This is a genomic window from Flavobacterium sp. 90 (assembly GCF_004339525.1).
GTDB lineage: Bacteria > Bacteroidota > Bacteroidia > Flavobacteriales > Flavobacteriaceae > Flavobacterium.
Map to the genome: position 1 here is coordinate 337,490 of NZ_SMGE01000001.1, position 22,372 is coordinate 359,861.

The window sequence follows — 22,372 nt, forward strand, 5'->3', positions numbered from 1 at the left end:
GGATATGACACTCATTTCAACTGACAACACTAGAAATCAAGAAATTGTAAAAAACGTTTTTACAATGTATCTTGAACAAAAAGGGCATCGCAAAACTCCTGAGCGTTATGCTATACTTCAGGAAATTTACGATAGCGAAGAGCATTTTGACATAGAAAACTTATATATCAAAATGAAAAACAAGAACTATCGTGTTAGTAGGGCTACATTATACAACACGATCGAGTTATTGTTAGACTGCGCTTTGGTTAGAAAACATCAATTTGGGCAAAATCAGGCTTATTACGAGAAATCGTATTTCGACAAACAGCACGATCACATTATCATGACTGATTCTGGCGAAGTAATTGAATTTTGCGATCCAAGGATTCAGACCATCAAAAAAACAATCGAAGAAATATTTGATATCGAAATCACGAATCATTCACTGTATTTCTACGGAAACAAAAAGCAAAAACAATAATCCGGAAAGGAATTATTCAAAAAATAAAAAAAGAAAATTAACTACATTAATCAGTAGGGCAATTGAGATTGCCTCAACGCAAATTAAAACAGAATGACCGTAGATTTATTACTAGGATTACAATGGGGAGATGAAGGTAAAGGGAAAATTGTTGACGTTCTTACCTCTAATTATGATATTATTGCACGTTTTCAAGGAGGACCAAACGCAGGACATACATTAGAATTTGACGGAATCAAACATGTACTAAGAACCATTCCTTCTGGAATTTTTCATAAAAAATCAATAAACATCATCGGAAACGGTGTTGTAATAGATCCGGTAGTTTTTCAAAAAGAAATTGAAGGCTTAGAGAAATTTAACCTTGACATCAAAAGTAAATTGATCATTTCCAGAAAAGCACATTTAATTTTACCAACACACCGTTTGTTAGATGCAGCTTCTGAAGCGTCTAAAGGAAAAGCAAAAATTGGTTCTACACTTAAAGGAATTGGTCCAACTTATATGGACAAAACCGGTAGAAACGGTTTACGTGTTGGAGATATCGAATTAGAAGACTTCAAAGATCGTTACAGAGCTTTGGCTGACAAACATGAAGCAATGATTGCTTTTTATGATGTAGCGATTCAATATAACTTAGATGAACTTGAAAAAGAGTTCTTTGAAGCTATTGAAGAATTAAAAAAATTAGATTTTATTGACAGTGAAGAATATATGTACCAAGCTCAAAAAGCTGGTAAATCTATTTTATGCGAAGGAGCTCAAGGTTCATTATTAGATGTTGATTTTGGAACTTATCCTTTCGTAACTTCATCAAATACTACTGCTGCCGGAGCTTGTACAGGTTTAGGAATTGCTCCTAACAAAATCAAAGAAGTTTACGGTATTTTTAAAGCTTATGTTACTCGTGTTGGTAGCGGGCCTTTCCCAACAGAACTTTTTGACGAAGTTGGTGCAACTATGGCAAGAGTTGGTAACGAATTTGGATCTGTTACAGGAAGACAAAGACGTTGTGGATGGTTAGACCTTGTAGCTTTAAAATATGCTGTTCAGGTAAACGGTGTTACACAATTAATGATGATGAAAGGTGACGTTCTTTCAGGATTTGAAACTTTAAAAGTTTGTACAGAGTACAACTACAAAGGACAAAACATTTCTCACTTTCCTTATAACATCGAGCCGGAAAATGTAACTCCTGTTTATAAAGAATTTAAAGGATGGCAAGCTGACTTAACAGGATTGACAACTTATGATCAATTGCCAATCGAGCTAAAAGAATATATTGAGTTTATTGAAGCTGAAGTTGGAGTGCCAATTAAGATTGTATCTGTTGGACCAGACAGAAAGCAAACAATAACAAAATAATAATTACTAAACGCTCTGATAACCAGAGCGTTTTTTTATACAAAACATTTCCAGATATGAAAAATCCAAAAATTAAAGTTACTGAAACGAAGTTATTATCAGACAATTGGTATATCCTGAACAAAGTAACTTTTGATTATGAAATGAAAGATGGCAAAATTGAATCCCATATTCGCGAAGTTTATGACAGAGGAAATGGAGCTGCCATTTTATTATACAATACTTTAAAGAAAACTGTAATTCTAACAAGACAATTTCGTTTACCAACTTTCCTTAACGGAAATAAAACCGGAATGATGATCGAGGTTTGTGCAGGACTTTTAGACCAGGATAATGCAGAACAAGCCGTCATTCGGGAAACAGAAGAAGAAACAGGTTATCGCTTAAAAAAGGTTCAGAAAGTGATCGAAACTTATATGTCTCCAGGATCCGTAACCGAAATTTTATATCTTTTTGTTGGAGAATATGACGAAACTATGAAAGTAAATGAAGGCGGCGGATTAGATGCAGAACAGGAAAATATCGAGGTTCTGGAATATACTTTTGATGAAGCATATGCAATGATAGAATCCGGCGAGATTACAGATGCCAAAACCATTTTATTATTGCAGCATGCAAAGATAAAAGGGTTGATTTAGAATTTTCATTTCTTTTAAAAGCTGCTTATTATATAGATTAACCCATTTTAAAATTAATTTTCCCTTTAGTTTTAAGTGAAGAAAATAAACCTTATTAGAAAATCACATAACTTTTATGATTATTAAAAGTTATGTGATTTTTTTTATCTTCAAAAAACATTTTTAACTGATTAGCTAGCTTATTTTTTGACTATTTTTAAATTCAAAACAAAATCTTTCAAATACAAAATACTTCTAATGAAATTATTAAAAAGTCAAAGAAAATATATTAGAGTAATCCTGATTATTTTTCTAATAATTAATACCATAGCATTTGTTCATGCTTATAAATTCACGCATTTTGCCGAAAATGAATCAATAAAAACTAAAAGCCCAGAAAAATTATCATCTTTTGAAAAAGTAAAGACTTTAGTTTTTGGAGTCAATTACCCTAAGCCAAAAAACACAAAGCTTCCTACTCAAAAATATCAAACCATAAAACTAAAAAGCAATAAAGAAATTGAATGTTGGTCAATCAAAACCGAAAAATCAAAAGGAACAATAATTATATTTCATGGTTATGGTGGTGAAAAATCTTCAATGCTTGATAAATCAGATGAATTTATAAAACTTGGTTTTAATACGATGCTAATAGACTTTATGGGAAGCGGAAACTCAGAAGGAAATCAAACTACAATTGGTTATAAAGAAGCTGAGGAAGTAAAAACTGCCTTTGATTATATATCACAAACAGGCGAGAAAAATATCTACTTATTTGGGACTTCGATGGGCGCTGTGGCAATCATGAAATCCATTAACGATTATAAAATAAAACCAAAAGGAATAATTATCGAATGTCCGTTTGGTTCCATGTACGAAACCGTGTGTGCAAGATTCAAAAAAATGAATGCACCAACTTTTCCAATGGCTGGAATTTTATTATTTTGGGGCGGAATTCAAAATGGATTTTGGGGATTTGATCATAATCCAACAGAATATGCAAAATCTATAACTTGCCCAACATTATTACTTTACGGAGAAAAAGATAAAAATGTAAGCAGAAAAGAAATCGATGAAATTTATGCAAATTTAAAAGGTCCAAAAAACTTGAAGATTTATAAAGAAACTGGACATGAAAACTATTTAAAAAAAAATAAAACCGAATGGAATGCAAATATTTCTGACTTTCTAATAAATAATTTAACCTTCTAAAAAAATCAAAATTTAATGCTTGATACTTCTAAAAACAAAATAAATATCTGGCAAGAACTCGCCAACGAAACTAACGGAACTTTTAAGGAAGGATATTCCTGGCGTTCAGATTCTAATACCATTAATTACAAAAACTGGACAATTATTTCTGATAACTATAGATTATGGTCTGGGAAATCTAGCATGCAAATGACTAGAGTTATCACTCCAATTACTTTGACAGATAATTTTAAATTTGAAATCTATCGCGAAGGATTTGTTCGAAAAGTTGAAAAATTTTTTGGAGCTCAGGATATCGAAATTGGTTATCCGGATTTTGATAAAGCATTTACAATTAAAAGTAATAACGAATTAAAAATAAAAACATTACTACGTAATAAAGAGATTAGAAACCTCATCAGTTCTCAGACAGATGTCAACATTCAGATTTCAAATTATCAGGGGATTTGGGAAAAAGAATTACCTAAAAACGAATTTGAATTGTCTTATTTTATCGATGGCGTAATTAAAGATATTGAGATTTTAAAATCCTTAATTGAACTTTTCAAACTGATTTTGGATGGTTTATACGAGATGAATACTATTGATCAAATGAAAATCCAATAACCAAATCAAAAAATTGTGTAAGTCTTTTAAGAGGTGAATAAAATAACTTTACATGAAATAAAAAACCAGTTTATGAAAAAGTTATATTATACATCAAATATCCTCCTTGTACTTGTTTTAGTACTATTGGGTTCTTGCAAAAAAAGTGAATCTACAGAAACAAAAGAGAAAGTAAAACACAGAAAAGCAATTGAATATAAAAAACCTCAATCTGTTGAATTTCATTTAGAGAAAACTAAAGAATGGCTAAAATTAAATAAAGCTGACAGCAGTAAACTTCAGATTGCTTATGCTGTAAATCGAACAGATAAAGCCAATTTTGCAAAATTAGATTCAGTTGTAATTCCGTCTGATTTTAGTGGTGACATTGTTTATTATCTTCCTTTTCCATTGCACGTTACAGCTTTAGAAGAAGTTTCAAAAGTTATAATTTTCTCCTACCCTGCTCAGGCATTTGCCGCTTACGAAAGTGGAGAATTGGTTTATACCGGACCAACAAATATGGGAAGAAAAAAAGATCCTACTCCAACCGGATTATTTTTCACCAATTGGAAAGCGGAAAAAACAACCAGTACTTTTAATGACGAATGGGATTTAAAATGGAATTTTAATATCGAAAACAAACTTGGAGTTGGTTTTCATGAATATGCTTTACCAGGTTATCCAGCGTCACATTCTTGTTTACGATTACAAGAAAAAGATGCTAAATATCTTTATAAATGGGCAGATGAATGGATCTTGAAAGACAAAGAAAATGTAAAAGTAAAAGGAACTCCGGTAATAGTTTTCGGAAGTTATAATTTTGACGGTCCAAAACCTTGGCTACAATTAGCTAAAGATCCAAAAGCTCTTGATATTTCAGAATCAGAAATTGAAACTCAAGTAAAACCTTTTATACAGAAAATTTTAGACAATCAAAAAGTTAGAGAAGCTGAGCAAACGGCTAAACCTTAAAAATATTTTTATCTAAAAAAAGCTGTTAGTACAATTTTGACGAATTGTATTAGCAGTTTTTTTGATGTTTATATTGCAAAGACGCTAAAGCTAAGGAAGAATCTTGTGGCATTATAGCGAATAAATCTCTCGCAAAGACGCAAAAATGCAAAGTTTTTGTCATTTCAACGAAGGAGAAATGACAATATTGTGTTTAATCGTTACACTTGAGTAAGACGCACTGCTGTGCGCCTCTACGATAAACCTTTGTCCCTTTGAACCTTTTTCAATAAATAAGCGAACGTTCATTTATTATTAATATCTTTGTACCATAATTAATTCAAATTATGAGAACAAGAGACACCAATAAAGAAGAAATTGTAAAACAAAAAGCAATTGAAATGCTTGTTGCACAAGGCGTAGAAGGATTTGGAATGAATCGTTTGGCAAAAGAATGCGGCGTTTCTGTGGCTACATTGTATATCTATTATTCAGATAAGGAAGATCTTATTCGTAAAATCGGAATTGACATTGGCAAAAATTTCTTCAATGAAATGTTAGTTGGTTTTTCTTCAGAAATGTCGTTCGTAGATGGTTTGCGCAAACAATGGGAAAACCGTTCAAAATTTGCGATCAACTTTTCTTTGCAGACTACTTGTCTGGAACTCTTAAAACATTCTAGTTACGGCGATGCAATTTTAGCTGAAATCACTTCGGATTTTAAAGATCAAATGTCCAAATTTATTACCAAAGCAATTGAGAAAAAGGAACTTCTTCCCGTAACTTTCGAAGTTTTCTGGAGTATTGCTTATGGATCCCTTTATTCTCTTTTAGAACTTCACAGAGAAGGAAAATCGATGTCCGGTAAACCCTTTGTTTTTACTGAAGAAATTAGAGATGAAGCTTTTAATTTGGTTATAAAGGCTTTGACTCCTTAAATCAAATCAATTTCAAAAATCAATTTCAATTAAAATATAAAATCAAAACAATATCAATAAAATGAATACTTCACTTATAAAAAATAAAAAAATCGTCATCATTGGCGGAGGTCCTGTTGGATTAACGACGGCAAGAATTCTACAAATCAACGGTGCAGACGTTACGATTTATGAAAGAGATATCAATGCGCAAGCCAGAACTTCGGGCGGAACACTTGATATTCATTCAGATTCCGGACAAAAAGCGATTCAAAAAGCTGATTTAATGGACGTTTTCTATAAATTTGCTCGACCAACTGGGGAGAAAATGGCAGATATGCATGGAAATATTACTTCGGATGAAATGCCGGATGCAACAAATGCTTATTCTCGTCCTGAAATTGATCGAAATGATTTAAGAAAAATCATGCTCGAAAATCTTAACGAAAATACTGTTGTCTGGGACAGCCATTTGACTGATATTAAAAAAGTTGAAGACGAATATCATTTAGAATTCAAAAATGGATTGAAAACAATTGCCGATTTTGTTATTGTCGCTAATGGCGGAAGATCGAATGCGAGAAAATTTGTGACAGATAACGAACCTCAACTTTCCGGTACTTATATTATTCAGGGAGAAATTATAAATCCTGATATTGACTATCCTTCTTTTAAACCCAAATACGGCGATGGAAATGTCATGGCAATGGGAGAACAAAAAATGTTTTACACACATACTTTGCGCGACGGCTCAATTCATTTTGGGGTTTCGTTTAAAGCAGATGAAGATTGGGTTTTAAACAACAATCTTGATTTTGAAAATGACGAAGCCATAAGGTCCTTTTTAAATGAGACTTTTGCAAATTGGAACGATGACTATAAGACCTTTTTTAATGCTTCAACTGATTTTTCAGGATTACCTTTGCGTTTATTCTCATTAGAAGAACCTTGGAAAACGCATTCGAATATTACACTTGTTGGTGATGCAGCGCATGTAATGCCACCATTTGCCGGCGAAGGCGTAAATATGGGTTTAATGGATGCTTATCAATTAACAGAGAATTTGACTAATGGGGAATTTTCAGATCTGCAATCGGCAGTTGATGATTACGAACAAAAAATGTTTGGCTACGCTTTAGAAGCACAACGTATGACAAAAAAAATGGAAGAATTATTACATTCTGATGTTTCAACTGAAGATATTTTGAATAGTCGTGGTGTGTGATTTTTTTCACCATATAAGTGATGTAAGTTCATTTTAGATACTGTAGAGATGCAATGCATTATACATAAAGCTAATCCGCATTTTTGTCATTTCAACAGAGGAGAAATCACACTAGTAATTCGACATAGATTGGTGACTGTGCTTTTTATGGTACGCGGATGACACTGATTCGCTATCGCGAAAACGCGGATTTACACGGATTTTGCTTGTATTTTTGTCATTTCGACAGAGGAGAAATCACACTAGTAATTCGACATAGATTGGCGACTTTAGGCGCGGAGTTTCGTGTGTGATTTCTCCTCTGTCGAAATGACAAGATTGTGAATGTTAGATAACGTAAACCTTTGTCAAAGTTTAAAACTTTGACAAAGGTATCCACAGTTCAATTTGACAGAGCAAGAAAGCCAAAAGTAAACGAAATGTTTTTTATAAAAATGATTTCTCTAGCCCCGATAGAAGTGGAAATCCTTTTACTTTTTTCTTTAAAAAGTAAAAGATTGAAAAGTATAGCGGGATTAGCTCCTGAAAAATAGTATAGAAATCCTGAATAACAAAAAAACAAGTAAAAACAAAAAAGGCGTAAGATTCAAACTCTTACGCCTTTTGTTTTATAATAGAAAACTAAAAATTATCTTGAATAATTTGGAGCTTCTTTTGTAATTGTAACATTGTGTGGATGGCTTTCAGTGATTCCGCTTGATGTGATTCTAACAAAACGTCCTGTTTCTTGTAATGTTGGAATATCTTTTGAACCACAGTATCCCATTCCGGCGCGAAGACCTCCAATGAACTGAAGCATACTTTCGTTTAATTCACCTTTGTAAGGAACACGACCAACAATTCCTTCCGGAACTAATTTTTTAACATCATCTTCAACATCCTGGAAATAACGATCTTTTGATCCTGTTTGCATAGCTTCAACAGAACCCATTCCGCGGTATGATTTGAATTTTCTTCCTTCGAAAATAATTGTTTCTCCCGGTGATTCTTTTGTTCCTGCTAATAATGAACCTAACATTACACAATCAGCTCCTGCAGCGATTGCTTTAGGAATATCTCCTGTGTAACGAATTCCACCATCTGCGATAACCGGAACTCCTGTTCCTTTTATAGCTGCTGCTACTTCAAGAACTGCCGAGAACTGAGGGAAACCAACTCCTGCAACGATACGAGTTGTACAGATAGAACCTGGTCCAATCCCTACTTTTACTCCATCTGCTCCGTTTTCTACTAAGTATTTAGCAGCTTCCGGAGTTGCAATGTTTCCAACGATTACATCTATTTGCGGGAATTTTGATTTTACTTCTTTTAAGGTATTTACAACACCTTCTGTATGTCCGTGAGCGGTATCGATGATAATTGCATCTACTCCTGCAGCAACTAATGCTTCTGCTCTTTGAACTGCATCACCTGTAACTCCAATTGCGGCAGCTACTCTTAAACGACCAAAAACATCTTTGTTAGCGATTGGTTTTTGTGTCAGTTTTGTGATATCTCTGAAGGTAATTAAACCAACTAATTCATAATTAGCGTTTACTACCGGTAATTTTTCGATTTTGTGACCTTGTAAAACTACTTCGGCTTGTTCTAGTGAAGTTCCTTCGGCAACAGTTACTAAGTTTGTACTTGTCATTACCTCAGCGATTGGTCTTCCACCATTTTTCTCAAAACGTAAGTCACGATTTGTAACGATTCCTTTTAAGATTTTGTTTTCGTCAACGATTGGGATTCCGCCAATTCCGAATTCTTTCATTGCATTTTTTGCGTCTGCAATTGTAGAGTTCATTGGCAATGTTACCGGATCGATAATCATTCCTGACTCAGCACGTTTTACTCTTCTTACCTTTGCAGCTTGCTGCTCGATAGTCATGTTTTTATGTAAAACACCAATTCCGCCTTCTTGCGCCATAGCGATTGCCATTGCACTTTCGGTAACGGTATCCATAGCTGCTGATACTATTGGAACGTTTAGTGTTATGTTTCGTGAAAATTTTGATTTGATACTCACTTCGCGAGGAAGCACATTCGAGTAGTTAGGTACTAATAATACATCGTCGTAAGTTAAACCTTCGCCGATAATCTTGGAGTTGTGTGCTATCATGTTGCAATTTCTAGTTGAATTGCGTGCAAATATAGTGAATAAATTGGAAACTTGGATACTAACTTATTCATAAATTTGTATTTACAAGAAAGATCTTATAAATTTAGGAGCCCTAGCCCTGATGGAAATGAAAAGCCACGAAAAGTAAAACTGCATTTTTTCTTGGGTTTAAAAAGCGACCAGCGGAAGCTCTTTTAAGGCCTTAGAAAAAAGCTGTTTTGCCTGAGTGCTTGCAATGAACAGCGGGAAATAGCTTCTAAAAAAAATCAGTCTTCAGAATCCTGAAAGACAAAGTTAAATCCAAATTGAAATGCCAGACTATTGGCTTTTGAGACGTCTCTATACTCGAGAACATTATCGACGAGAAGATACATATTTAACTTTCCAAGTGTTCCTGAAAGTCCTAATCCTATATTTTTATTCGAATATGGATCGACTGTATATGTGGCTTTGAAATCTAATTTTTCGAAAATGCTTCGTCTGTAGAAAGCAGTTAAAGCAACGTATGGCTCGTTTGGCATTGTCATAGCAAACATCTGCCCTCCTATCGCATTAACATATCTCCGATTAACGCTTCCTTTACAATTACATTCTTCATCAGATCGAGATTCACCAAAAGAATATTGAATTGACGAATATAATTTTGTTGGCCGCCAAGTTGTGTATTTATTGTATAAAGTATCACGCGGAATGGCTTTGTCGAATTCATCAAAAACATCTTCAGGCTTGTTCGAACCCAGAAAATTAGGGTTTGCACCTTTATAATTATAAGTTCCTTTATAAGTCAGCGTTTCTATATCTTTTGATTGCCTTATAAAACCAAGGTCGATTATACTTGCCGTAAATTGTAGATTTTCTTTAATATAATAGGTAATTCCGGCATCGAATCCTAAACCTAAACTTCCGTTGAAAAAGGTATTATGTGCAATATCACTCGGAATACTTCCTTCGTATTCGTCTTTTGTAAACTTACTTAGACCCGAAGTTTTTAATTCAAGATTTGACGATATTACCTGATTATAAAGATTAGGTGTATTGGCGTTTTCTCCTGTAAAAATAAAACCGGAATTATGGGTTGATGTGGCATTTGCTCCACTGAAATAAATTTTGGCGCGACCGCCTAAAACTAATTTTTCACTTAGCTTTCTATGATATCCTACATGAAATACTGAAAGAACTTCGGCTCTCAAATTCAGATCAGCTAAATTGAAAGCTTTACCAATGTATTTTTGATTCCCGTCGACGGCTAAAATGGCAAGGTCTTTTGGAAAATACATTAAGAAATCAAATTCCTGATAAGCTCCAAAAGAAATATAGGATTGACTTTCTCTTCCGCCTACTCTAAAACCTCCGGAGAAAATCTCGAGTTGTTGATTGACCTGAGTTTTATCTTTATTGGAGGATTTATTAATAATATTTCGAACTTTATCATTAAAGTCTACTCCGTTATTGGCAAACAAATCATAGGCTGAAAAACTGCTTGAACCTAAATTTGCCGAAATTCCGGATAATATTGGGATTCCGAAATAAAATTTATACGAAACGTCAGCACCGGGATTTACTAATGATGATTGTGGAATTGATGTAAAGTTATACAAGACTTGTTTGTTTTGAGCGAAACAAGAAAGCTGAAAAGCGACCATTAAAATCAGATATACCTTTCTCATTCTATTTCCATATAAATAGTTGCACCGGAACGTAATTTTAAACTTCCTTTACTATTTGCATCTAATGGAGGACCGCCATCCATTCTGACAATAAAACCAAGTCTCGCAGTTTTTTTTAAAAGGTCTAATCTTTGATTCTCGAATACTTCGGTTGGAAATTTTATAACATTTGAAGTTCCTGAATATGCGGGCACATTATAAGAATCTGTTTCAAGCACCTGATTATTAACATCCAGAAGAACGATATCTAAAATAAAAGACCTGACGATAGTGTTTTCAACTTCAAAATCAAGTTCCGCTTTTATTAGATTATCTCTAAAAAATTTATCCTTGAAAGCATTAAATTCACTTACATCATATAATATTTGTGCATCTCCATCATTTATAAGCTGAGTTGCAGGAACATTAAAATAAGCAAGATTTGCTACAAAAACAGGCATTATTTTGAAATCGTTCACCTGATCAAAATCCAAATTACTTGAACACGAAGAAAACACGAAAACTAAAAGTAAAATCTTAGAAATTCTGCTGATGAAATTTGATTTCATGGCTTGCTTTTATTTGATTAAATAATGTATAACATTATTTATGATTACTTATTGTCTGTTATATAAGTAAATATAAGCTTTTTCTAGTGAAATTTTCCAAACAATTTTGACGCTTCATTATAAGCACTTTCAAAACTCAAGGAATTTAGTCCGGTTACTTTTTTATTGGCGGTAAAGTAAGAAATCAGTTTTTCTGTAGGCATATTTCCAGTTAGTTTGTCGGTTGCCATTGGACAGCCGCCAAATCCCTGAATTGCACCATCAAAACGCGTGCAACCCGCTTTTGAAGCCGCTTCTATTTTCTCGAACCAACTATTTGGTGTAGTATGCAAGTGCGCTCCAAACTCAATTTGAGGATATTTTGGAATTAAATTCGAAAAAAGATACGTAATAACTTCCGGCGTAGAACTACCAACAGTATCTGAAAGCGATAATATTTTTACGCCCATTCCGGCAAGTTTTTCGGTCCATTCGCCTACAATTTCAACATTCCACGGATCTCCGTAAGGATTTCCAAAACCCATTGAAAGATAGGTTACGACTTCTTTATTTTTTTTATCGGCGATTTCTAGAATTTCTTCTAATGTAATTAAAGATTCAGCGATGGTTTTATGGGTATTTCTCATCTGAAAATTCTCAGATATAGAAAATGGAAATCCTAAATATCGAATTGGTTCATGTTCTGCTGCCAATTGTGCTCCTTGCGTATTTGCAATTATAGCAAGCAATTTGCTAGTGGTTTGCGAAAGATCAAGCTGCGCCAAAACCTCTGCCGTATCCTGCATTTGCGGAATAGCTTTGGGAGATACAAAACTTCCAAAATCAATGGTATCAAAACCTACACGAAGCAATGCTTGTATGTAAGTAACCTTGTTTTTTGTGGGAATAAAAGTCTTGATACCTTGCATGGCATCACGTGGACATTCGATAATTTTGATTTCTTTATTCAAAGCTTATTCTTTTGTAAAGGCTAAGTTAGTTTCTTTTTTAAAGAAATAAAAGTTATAATTTTCTTTAATTATTTGTATAAAAAAAACGTAATATTCTAAATTACCCGCTTTTATTACAAATTCTTCAAAACCTTTTTATTAATTGCTTTTATCAAAGCCGGACCTTCGTAGATAAATCCCGTATATAATTGTACCAAACTTGCTCCTGCATTTAGTTTTTCGATCGCATCATCTGCAGAATGTATTCCTCCTACTCCAATAATTGGGAATGCTTTATTGCTTTTTTCCGAAAGAAAACGAATTACTTCAGTTGAACGTTTTGTTAATGGTTTTCCTGATAATCCGCCCATTTCAGATTGGTTTTCAGACTGCAATCCGTCTCTTGAAATTGTTGTATTGGTCGCAATTACACCCGCAATTTGAGTTGTTTTTACAATATCAATAATATCCAATAATTGCTCGTCAGTAAGATCCGGAGCAATTTTAAGAAGTATTGGTTTTATTTTTTGAGTACTCGTTTTTTGCTTTTCAATGTTTCTGTTTTGCAAAGTCTGCAATAAAGCTGTTAAAGGTTCTTTGTCTTGTAAAGCTCTAAGATTTGGCGTATTTGGAGAACTTACATTCACAACAAAATAATCTACATGATCAAACAAAGCATCAAAACAAATGATATAATCATCAACCGCATTTTCGTTTGGCGTTACTTTGTTTTTTCCAATATTTCCACCAATCAAAACGTTCGAATTCTTTTTTAAACGTTCTACAGCTTCCAGAACTCCACCGTTATTAAAACCCATTCGGTTAATAATTGCCTGATCTTCTTTTAAACGAAACAAACGTTTTTTAGGATTTCCTTCCTGACCAACTGGCGTTACTGTTCCTATTTCGATAAAACCAAAACCAAAATCAGAAAGTTCTTTGTACAACTTGGCATCTTTATCAAATCCTGCAGCAAGTCCAACCGGATTTTTGAATTTAATTCCAAAAACTTCTCTTTCTAAACGACTGTCTTTTACTTCATAAATTGATCTTATAATCGACGAAACTCCCGGGATTTTTGAAATGAATTTAACAAATGAAAAAGTAAAATAATGCACTTCTTCTGGATCAAACCAAAAAAGTATCGGACGAATTATCAATTTATACATAAGAGTTGTGTTGTTGTTTTTCAGGTGGCAAATTTAAATATTATAGTTTAAAAAGGTGCTTTTTTTCCAAAAACAAATAATTTCAATTTTGTTCAATTCTTCAAAACATTTTTAAACTTCAAAAAAAATGAAAAATTTTGATTCAAAATTAGATTTTTTAGGTTGCAAATTATAAAATGAAACAACTTCACAATACTAAAAACCCCTCTCCAGACCATTTAACCCTTAATTTTGATTTATTCAGATAAACAAACCATTCTGAAATAATTCCCTTTACGATTTGCATCATTTTTAAGATTAAGTTTTTTATCGAAATAATTTCCATTAGACAATAGAACCAAATAAATAATTAAACAACTTAAAATCATGAAAGCCAGCAACAAATCCATACTTCAAAAAAGTATATTTCCGCTTCTGTTATTCCTTTCATTAGGTATAACCACAAGACTGTCAGCTCAAGCTGATCCTCAACAAGTAACGAAAGAAACTTTTAAAGGAAAAATGGCATTGGATATTAGAGACTCTAAAAGTGACTGGACTCCATATCTGCCAAAGGTAGCTCCAAAAGGCGCTCCAAACATATTATTTATTTTATATGATGATACCGGACTTGCTGCCTGGTCGCCTTACGGAGGAGCTATTAATATGCCAACATTGCAAAAATTAGCAGATAATGGAGTTATGTATTCACAATGGCATACTACTGCATTGTGTTCTCCAACACGTTCAACTTTGTTAACTGGCCGTAATCATCATTTGAACGGAATGGCTTGCATTACAGAAGCTGCCGATGGATATCCCGGAGCAAACGGAAGACTGCCAAAACAGGTTACGACTATTGGTCAGGTACTTCAGGATAATGGCTGGAGTACATTTTGGATCGGTAAAAACCATAATGTTCCTGAACCGGACATTGCAGCTGGAGGTCCGCGCAAAACATGGCCATTGCAAATGGGATTTGATCGCTATTACGGCTTTCTTGGAGGAGAAACCAATCAATGGTATCCTGATTTAGTAGAAGATAATCATTTTGTTGAACCGCCAGCAACTCCCGAAGAAGGTTATCACTTATCTAAAGATTTAGCAGATCATGCTCTTGAATATATTAAAGACCAGCAGGCAACAAATCCTTCAAAACCTTGGTTCATGTGGTACAATCCGGGAGCAAATCATGCACCGCATCACGCTCCTGAAGAATATATTGCAAAATACAAAGGAAAATTTGATGATGGTTATGAAGCTTATCGTAAATGGGCTTTACCACGAATGATTGCAAAAGGAGTTATTCCTCCCGGGACAAAAATTGACAACTTTAATCCGCTGCCTCCAAATGTTGCAAATCCTGGTGATAATGTTTTGGATTGGAATAAATTAAAACCGGAAGAAAAGAAATTATTTTCAAGATTAGCTGAAGTATATGCTGGTTTCTCTGAATATACAGATGCACAGGTTGGTCGTGTTATTGATTATTTGGAAAAAACCGGACAATTGGAAAATACCGTAGTAATTTATGCTGCTGATAATGGAGCTTCGGGTGAAGGATCTGAATCAGGTTCTGTAAATGAGAATAAATTCTTTAACGGTTATCCGGATGAATTAAAAGAAAATCTAAAATATATAGACAAACTAGGAGGACCAGATACTTATGAGCATTATCCTACCGGATGGGCTGCTGCGTTTTCTACTCCGTTTAAAATGTTTAAAAGATATAGCCAATATGCCGGAGGAACTTGTGATCCGCTAGTTATTTCATGGCCAAAAGGAATAAAAGCAAAAGGTGTTGTCAGAGATCAATTTCATCACTCAACAGATATTGTACCTACAATATTAGATATCTGTGGTGTTGAAATGCCAAAAGTTTACAATGGCGTTGAACAATATCCATTATCAGGAGTATCCATGCGTTATACTTTTGATGCTGCTCCTAATACTAAAACACAAAAACATATTCAGTATTTTGCAATGGTGGGAAGCCGCGCTTTATGGAAAGATGGCTGGAAAGCTGTAGCGCTGCATGCGCCTATTTCAGGCAAAGGAAACTTTGATAAAGATGGTTGGGAATTGTACAATACAGATGTTGACAGATCTGAATCAAACAACTTAGCTGCGAAATATCCTGATAAACTAAAAGAATTAATAAAAGACTGGAATGACGAAGCTGCCAAAAACTTAGTTTTACCGTTGGATGACCGTTCAGCTCTTGAACTTTTAGGAACAGAAAGACCTTCAGCTGAAGCTCCACGTGACTTATACAAATATTATCCGGGAACTTCTGCTGTGCCTGAAGGCGTAGCCGTAAATGTAAGAGGTCGCTCTTATAAAATTCTTGCTGATGTTGATGTAAAAGATGCAAATACTTCAGGAGTAATTTTTGCACATGGTTCCCGTTTTGGAGGACATTCATTATTCTTAAAAGATAAAAAACTCTATTATGTATATAACTTCTTAGGAATTGCACCGGAGCAAAAATTCATATCAAACGTTGAAATCACCCCAGGAAAACATGTTTTTGGTATGGAATTTACCCGAGAAAAAGCAGGTCCAAATGGCGAATCTTTAGGAACAATGAAACTTTACATTGACGGCAAAGAAGTTGCATCAGGACCAATGAGAACCCAATCTGGTAAATTTACACTTTCAGGAGACGGACTTTGCGTTGGATTTGATAGTGGAGATGCCGTTAGTAAAGAATACAAAACTCCTGGTGAATTTAAAGGAGGTGAAATTTATGGAGTTGGTGTTAGTGTTGGAAAAATTGAATACCGCGATTTAAACAACGAAGCAAAAAGAGCCCTAAACAGAGATTAATTTCAAATCAAAAATAAAGTTCAAGAGGTATTTTATGAACATTCTAATGTCTAATAAATACCTCTTTTTCTTTAAAACCCCCACTTGGATTTTTGCCCCGAAATAAATGTTTCATTAATCGAAAAATCAAATGTCCTGTACAAATAGCTATTTAAATAAAAACCTTCTTTTTGCACTCTTATCTTATTCAGCTTTTATTTTTTCAAACAAAATTAATGCTCAGGAAAGTGAAGAGAAAGAAATTTTTAAGCCACATCATCAAATTGGGATTTCTATTAATCATGCTCATGTTTTTGAAGGTCGCGATGACGAAGGAAATCACGAAGTTTTAAATCTGCCTGCATGGGGAATCGATTATACGTATCAATTTCATGAAAAATGGGCAATTGGACTTCATACTGACTTTATTATCGAAAAATTTAAAGTCGAAAAGACTTATGCAAGCGGCGATGATAAAGAAACTGTTGAAAGAAGTTATCCTATTGCTCCGGCATTAATGGGAATTTATAAGCCAAATGAATCCTGGAGTTTCCTTTTAGGATTTGGAGGTGAATTTGCTAAAGAAGAAAATTATTTCCTGACTCGCGCCGGTGTAGAATATGGTTACGAACTTCCTAAAGGCTGGGAAATTTTTGGAACCGTAAGCTATGATTTTAAATGGAACGCTTATGACACTTGGGGAATTGGTTTAGGAATTGCACGAAACTTTGGAAGAAAATAAGCCGTAAAAGCAACTACAATTTATACAAACCAATTATGCTTATGTACATTGCAAACAAAACAATTCGGATCTTAAAAATTCTTATGTGTTCTCTGATCTTACTAACGAGTTCTAAAGGAATTGCGCAACTGGAGAAAGAAAAGGATACAACTAAACAAATTACTGTTCGATACGGAAGCAAAGGAATTGAATTAAGAACGAAAGACAACAAATTTCTTTTTCAATTGCAGAGCCGTTTGCAATTTAGATTTTCGACACCAAACGATCAGGATCCTTTGACTTATGATGATTATAGTCAGGATAAGGAAACGACTTTTAAAATCAATCGTGCCAGATTAAAAGTTGGCGGACATGCGTTTGAACCTTGGTTAAAATATTATTGGGAATACGAACTTAGCCAATCTAATCTACTTGATTTTAGACTTATGATTGAAAAATGGGAATGGTTAAGTTTTAAAGTCGGTCAATGGAAAGTCGAATATACGCGTGAACGTTTTATAAGCAGCGGTGAACAGCAAACTGTAGACAGATCTCTTATAAATCGGTCTTTTACAGTCGACAGACAAATGGGTGTCGAAGTAAACGGTCATCTAAAAGGAAAAGGAATTGCAGATTTTAATTATTGGGCGGCAGCTTTAACCGGAACCGGAAGAGGAAATACTTCGAATGATGATAATAATCTAATGTATTTTGGAAGAGTACAATGGAATTTTCTGGGTCGGTTTCTCGATTTTGAAGGAAGTGATTTAGAATTTCATAAAAAACCAACTCCTATTATTGCTTTCTCAGCTCTTACAAACCGAAGCCCTTATACCCGATTTTCACAATCTGGCGGAGGATCATTAGAAGGATATGAAAATGGCGCTCCGGGACAATATCGCGTAAATCAGTGGAATTTGGAAACCGCTTTTATGTATCAGGGTTTTTCCTGGCAAAGCGAATGGCACACTAAGCAAATCGTCGATAAATTGAATAATGACGATACAACTACATTAAAAGGATATTATGTTCAGGCTGGATATTTCTTTCATAATGCTTTTGAGTGGTGGCCACAACATCTGGAAATGGCAGGAAGACATGCCGCATATCGACCAGACAATCACATTAGACAAAACCTTCAAAACGAAACAACTATTGCTTTTAACTGGTTTTTTAATGGTCATAAAAACAAACTCACTTCTGAGGTAAGCTATTTTAGTTTTGAAGACAAAACGCTGCCTTTAGAAGCCGGATGGCGTTTTAGAATACAATGGGACATCTCTTTATAGCTTTCTCCTTATCTAATAACTCAAAATAGTACACTAAATTCTACCCAGACAATATTTTTTTTAATAACTTTAATTTATCTAAAACATTGAAAATGAAAAATATAAGCAAAACATTAAAAAAAGCGGCACTAATGTGTTTAGCCGGATCATTTTTCTTTATTTCTATTGATAGTGTTGCCCAACGTCATGGCGGCGGTGGCGGAGGACACAGAGGCGGTGGCGGAGGTCAGGCAAGACCCGCTGTGAGCAGACCGGCAAATCAGGCAAGACCTGCAGCAAGCAGACCTTCATCTGGTTCCGGAGTTAAACGACCAGCAAATACTACCAGACCTGGAGCAAATGGTTCCGGAACCAATAAAGTCAACAGATCATCTGCAAATTCAAAAATTGGAGATAAATCAATCAATGACAGAAATTCAAATACTGTAAACAGAAACAAAACCGGTAATAGAAATACCAATATTAGCGGTAATAATGTGAACAGAAATAGAAACAATGTAAACATCAATGTAAACAATAGTGTACATGTTCGCAACAACCGTAACACAGTTGTAAGACCAGGTGTACGACCTTATGCTCGTCCTCCTTATCGTTATGGAGGTTACAGATACAATTGTTATCACCCTTATTACCCACGTCCTTATCATCCATTTTATTGGGGACCAGTTTGGCATCCATGGGGATTTTTTGTAGCAACATTGGCAGTAACAGCAATCGTAGTAAGTGTAGAAAGCACCCAATATCATTATGACCAGGGAGTTTGGTACACCTCTTCAAGCGGAGGTTATACCGCAGTGCCGGCACCAGTTGGAGGAACTGTAAACAATATCCCAAGCGGAGCCGAAACGGTCAATACCGGAACTGTCAATAATTACTATTACGGAGGAACCTATTATGAAAAAGACGGTAGTTCGTACAAAGTTGTACCACCAACCGCTGGAACCCTTGTAGACAACTTACCAGAAGGCGGTGAAGAAGTTACGATAGGCGACTCTAAATACGTGAAATTTGGAGAAACCTACTACCAACCGGTTAAAGTTGACGGCAAAGACAAATACGAAGTTGTTGACGTTCAAGAAGATAAATAAAACTATAGTAACCTTATCAAATAAATAGAATTGATAAGGTTATTTTTTCTAATTTTATCGTTATTTATTAGTAACCACTAACTGATTAAAAATAACCAGAATGAAAAATAAGACCTACTGGATTTTTGCAATACTTACATTATCAATTATTTCAATTGCATACGGCTATACAAAATTTATTGATCCAAAAGATAAATTGACCGCAATGGATTGTGCAGAAACCCCAAACACTTCAGAAGCATCTTTGTTTAAACCAACAATAGAAAACAAAAACAAACCAACAGGCAAAGCACCAAAAGATATGGTATGGATTCCTGGTGGCGAATATTCTATGGGAAGCAATGTAGAAGACGAAAGTTTATGCAGCGTAAAAGGCGTTACCAAAGATGCAGCACCAATACACCGAGTTTATGTAGATGGCTTTTATATGGATCAAACAGAGGTTACAAACGAACAATTTGCAGCTTTCGTAAAAGCAACAGGTTATGTAACATTGGCAGAAATAAAACCAACTCATGAAGAATATCCTGATGCTCCAGAAGAGAATTTAGTAGCCGGATCGGCTGTATTCACCCCTACTCCTGCAAAAGTAGATTTGGGCAATTACATGCAATGGTGGAGCTATATTCACGGAGCAGACTGGAGACATCCTGAAGGAGCAGGAAGCTCAATAAAAGGAAGAGAAAAATATCCTGTAGTTCAGGTTTCTTATGACGATGCTGCTGCTTACGCAAAATGGGCAGGAAAAAGATTACCTACTGAAGCCGAATGGGAATTTGCAGCTCGCGGTGGAAAATCAGGACAATTATATGCTTGGGGAAATACTTTAAAACCTAAAGGCAAATTTCAGGCTAATATCTATCAGGGACATTTTCCTATTGAAAAAGGAGATACTGGCGAAGATGGCTATATTGGCATTGCTCCTACAGCGCAATTCGAACCAAATCCTTATGGATTGTACGATATTGGAGGAAACGTTTGGGAATGGACAAACGACTGGTATACCGCCGATTATTATTCTGTAGTAAGCGAAAACGGAGGAGTTACCAAAAACCCACAAGGACCAGAATCATCATACGATCCCGGAGAACCTGGATTACCTAAAAAAGTACAACGCGGAGGATCATTTTTATGCACAGATCAATATTGTACAAGATATATGGTTGGAACCAGAGGAAAAGGAGATTATAAATCACCTGCAAATCATATTGGTTTCAGATGCGTTCAATAATTATTTAGCCACGAATTGCACGAATTAGCACGAATTAAAATATATTTCAGATAACTTATAAATCCAATTTCATGAATTTAAATTCGTGAAATTGGATTTTCGGTTTTAAGAATTAGCGCTAATTCGTGAAATTAGTGGCATTTTTTTTAACTCAATTTATAGTTTTCATAATTTACAGCTTTACAACGCCTAACTATTTACTTATATTTGCTAAAAAATACACGAATGCAACATATTATAGATCGTTTTATCAGTTATGTAACAATTGATACCGAATCAGACCCAAATTCAAAAACTACTCCAAGTACAGAAAAACAATGGAATCTTGCCAATAAATTAGTTGAAGAACTAAAAACAATTGGTCTTTCTGACGTTACCATTGACGACAAAGCCTATATCATGGCGACTTTACCAAGTAATGTAGATCACGAAGTACCTACAATTGGTTTTGTTTCGCATTTTGACACTTCTCCGGATTTTAGCGGAGCAAATGTAAAACCGCAAATAGTAGAGAATTACGACGGAAAAGACATTGTTTTAAACGCAGAAAAAAACATCGTTCTATCTCCAAATTACTTCAAAGATTTATTACAATATAAAGGACAAACGATCATCACAACTGACGGAACAACTTTGTTAGGTGCTGATGATAAAGCAGGAATAACAGAAATTGTTTCGGCAATGGAATATCTGATTCAGCATCCTGAAATTAAACACGGGAAAATCAGAATTGGTTTTACTCCTGACGAAGAAATTGGTCGTGGAGCACATCATTTCGACGTAGAAAAATTTGGCGCACAATGGGCTTATACCATGGACGGAAGTCAGATTGGTGAATTAGAATATGAAAATTTTAATGCTGCCGGAGCAAAAATTACCTTCAAAGGAAAAAGTGTTCATCCTGGTTATGCCAAAGGAAAAATGATCAATTCGATGTTAATTGCCAATGATTTCATCAACGAACTTCCAAAAGGAGAAACACCTCAGGAAACTAAAGGTTATGAAGGATTTTTTCATGTTCACCATATAAACGGAAGCATTGAAGAAACAGTTTTAGAATTAATTATTCGTGATCACAACAAGATCAAATTCGAAAAAAGAAAAGATTTGATTGGTAAAATTGCTAAAAAAATCAATAAAAAATTCGCCAAACAATTTGGTGAAGATATTGTAATTGCTGAAGTAAAAGATCAGTATTACAATATGAAAGAAAAAGTGCTTCCGGTAAAACATATCGTTGATATTGCCGAAAAAGCAATGAGAGAACTGGGTATAAAACCAATCATAAAACCTATTCGTGGCGGAACTGACGGGTCACAATTATCGTTCATGGGATTACCTTGTCCGAATATCTTTGCAGGTGGTCATAACTTTCACGGAAAATACGAATATGTTCCAGCGGAAAGCATTCAAAAAGCAACTGATGTTATCGTAAAAATTGTCGAATTGACTGCAATTCCAGGCATTTTTGATGTACCTGAAAAACAAGTAAGAAAAAGATAAA

Annotated in this window: 19 protein-coding genes; 14 read left to right on the plus strand and 5 right to left on the minus strand. The window is 34.6% G+C overall.

What is annotated here, in order from left to right; genetic code table 11:
* Positions 1-4: 4 nt before the first annotated feature.
* The 8 genes from C8C83_RS01380 to C8C83_RS01415 all read left to right on the plus strand — a co-directional run bounded on the left by C8C83_RS01380 (position 5) and on the right by C8C83_RS01415 (position 7,338).
* Positions 5-463, plus strand: a complete 459-nt coding sequence (locus C8C83_RS01380) for a transcriptional repressor (protein WP_029268726.1) — start codon at positions 5-7, stop codon at positions 461-463.
* Positions 464-556: 93 nt separating this feature from the next.
* Complete coding sequence (locus C8C83_RS01385) at positions 557-1,828, plus strand: adenylosuccinate synthase (protein ID WP_121326098.1); 1,272 nt, start codon at positions 557-559, stop codon at positions 1,826-1,828.
* 56 nt (positions 1,829-1,884) lie between these two features.
* Positions 1,885-2,466, plus strand: coding sequence for an NUDIX domain-containing protein (locus C8C83_RS01390; protein WP_121326099.1), 582 nt, complete (start codon positions 1,885-1,887; stop codon positions 2,464-2,466).
* Positions 2,467-2,703: 237 nt separating this feature from the next.
* Complete coding sequence (locus tag C8C83_RS01395) at positions 2,704-3,657, plus strand: alpha/beta hydrolase (protein ID WP_121329909.1); 954 nt, start codon at positions 2,704-2,706, stop codon at positions 3,655-3,657.
* 15 nt (positions 3,658-3,672) lie between these two features.
* Positions 3,673-4,263 (plus strand): hypothetical protein, encoded by a 591-nt coding sequence (locus C8C83_RS01400; RefSeq protein ID WP_121326100.1) that lies wholly within the window; start codon positions 3,673-3,675, stop codon positions 4,261-4,263.
* A gap of 72 nt (positions 4,264-4,335) precedes the next feature.
* Positions 4,336-5,217 carry a L,D-transpeptidase gene (locus C8C83_RS01405; protein ID WP_121326101.1) on the plus strand — a complete coding sequence of 294 codons (882 nt, stop codon included), beginning with the start codon at positions 4,336-4,338 and terminating at the stop codon, positions 5,215-5,217.
* A gap of 326 nt (positions 5,218-5,543) precedes the next feature.
* Positions 5,544-6,134 (plus strand): TetR/AcrR family transcriptional regulator, encoded by a 591-nt coding sequence (locus C8C83_RS01410; protein ID WP_121326102.1) that lies wholly within the window; start codon positions 5,544-5,546, stop codon positions 6,132-6,134.
* Between the two features lie 61 nt (positions 6,135-6,195).
* Positions 6,196-7,338, plus strand: a complete 1,143-nt coding sequence (locus C8C83_RS01415) for an NAD(P)/FAD-dependent oxidoreductase (protein WP_121326103.1) — start codon at positions 6,196-6,198, stop codon at positions 7,336-7,338.
* Between the two features lie 628 nt (positions 7,339-7,966).
* Here C8C83_RS01415 and guaB read toward each other — a convergent pair.
* The 5 genes from guaB to C8C83_RS01440 all read right to left on the minus strand — a co-directional run bounded on the left by guaB (position 7,967) and on the right by C8C83_RS01440 (position 13,752).
* Positions 7,967-9,439, minus strand: coding sequence for an IMP dehydrogenase (gene guaB / locus C8C83_RS01420; RefSeq protein ID WP_121326104.1), 1,473 nt, complete (start codon positions 9,437-9,439; stop codon positions 7,967-7,969).
* 266 nt (positions 9,440-9,705) lie between these two features.
* The gene (locus C8C83_RS01425; protein WP_121326105.1) at positions 9,706-11,106 is read right to left on the minus strand and encodes a DUF5723 family protein; all 1,401 of its coding nucleotides are present in this window, start codon (positions 11,104-11,106) and stop codon (positions 9,706-9,708) included.
* Positions 11,103-11,654, minus strand: coding sequence for a hypothetical protein (locus tag C8C83_RS01430; RefSeq protein WP_121326106.1), 552 nt, complete (start codon positions 11,652-11,654; stop codon positions 11,103-11,105). Before C8C83_RS01430 ends, C8C83_RS01425 begins: the two co-directional genes overlap by 4 nt.
* An 83-nt stretch (positions 11,655-11,737) precedes the next feature.
* The gene (locus C8C83_RS01435) at positions 11,738-12,604 is read right to left on the minus strand and encodes a hydroxymethylglutaryl-CoA lyase (RefSeq protein ID WP_121326107.1); all 867 of its coding nucleotides are present in this window, start codon (positions 12,602-12,604) and stop codon (positions 11,738-11,740) included.
* A 113-nt stretch (positions 12,605-12,717) separates the two neighbouring features.
* The gene (locus tag C8C83_RS01440) at positions 12,718-13,752 is read right to left on the minus strand and encodes a quinone-dependent dihydroorotate dehydrogenase (RefSeq protein ID WP_121326108.1); all 1,035 of its coding nucleotides are present in this window, start codon (positions 13,750-13,752) and stop codon (positions 12,718-12,720) included.
* A gap of 366 nt (positions 13,753-14,118) precedes the next feature.
* On the opposite strand from C8C83_RS01440, the gene C8C83_RS01445 reads away from it, so the two are divergent.
* From C8C83_RS01445 to pepT, 6 genes are all read left to right on the plus strand, one after another.
* Complete coding sequence (locus C8C83_RS01445; RefSeq protein WP_121326109.1) at positions 14,119-16,560, plus strand: arylsulfatase; 2,442 nt, start codon at positions 14,119-14,121, stop codon at positions 16,558-16,560.
* A gap of 130 nt (positions 16,561-16,690) precedes the next feature.
* Entirely contained in the window at positions 16,691-17,281 is a 591-nt protein-coding gene (locus C8C83_RS01450) for a hypothetical protein (protein WP_121326110.1), read from the plus strand.
* Between the two features lie 83 nt (positions 17,282-17,364).
* On the plus strand, positions 17,365-18,549 hold the full coding sequence (locus tag C8C83_RS01455; RefSeq protein ID WP_233565975.1) for a porin: 1,185 nt from the start codon (positions 17,365-17,367) through the stop codon (positions 18,547-18,549).
* Positions 18,550-18,641: 92 nt separating this feature from the next.
* Positions 18,642-19,637, plus strand: coding sequence for a DUF6515 family protein (locus C8C83_RS01460; RefSeq protein ID WP_165877218.1), 996 nt, complete (start codon positions 18,642-18,644; stop codon positions 19,635-19,637).
* A 100-nt stretch (positions 19,638-19,737) separates the two neighbouring features.
* On the plus strand, positions 19,738-20,868 hold the full coding sequence (locus tag C8C83_RS01465) for a formylglycine-generating enzyme family protein (protein WP_121326112.1): 1,131 nt from the start codon (positions 19,738-19,740) through the stop codon (positions 20,866-20,868).
* A 225-nt stretch (positions 20,869-21,093) separates the two neighbouring features.
* Complete coding sequence (gene pepT, locus C8C83_RS01470; RefSeq protein ID WP_121326113.1) at positions 21,094-22,371, plus strand: peptidase T; 1,278 nt, start codon at positions 21,094-21,096, stop codon at positions 22,369-22,371.
* The last annotated feature ends 1 nt before the right edge of the window (position 22,372 follow it).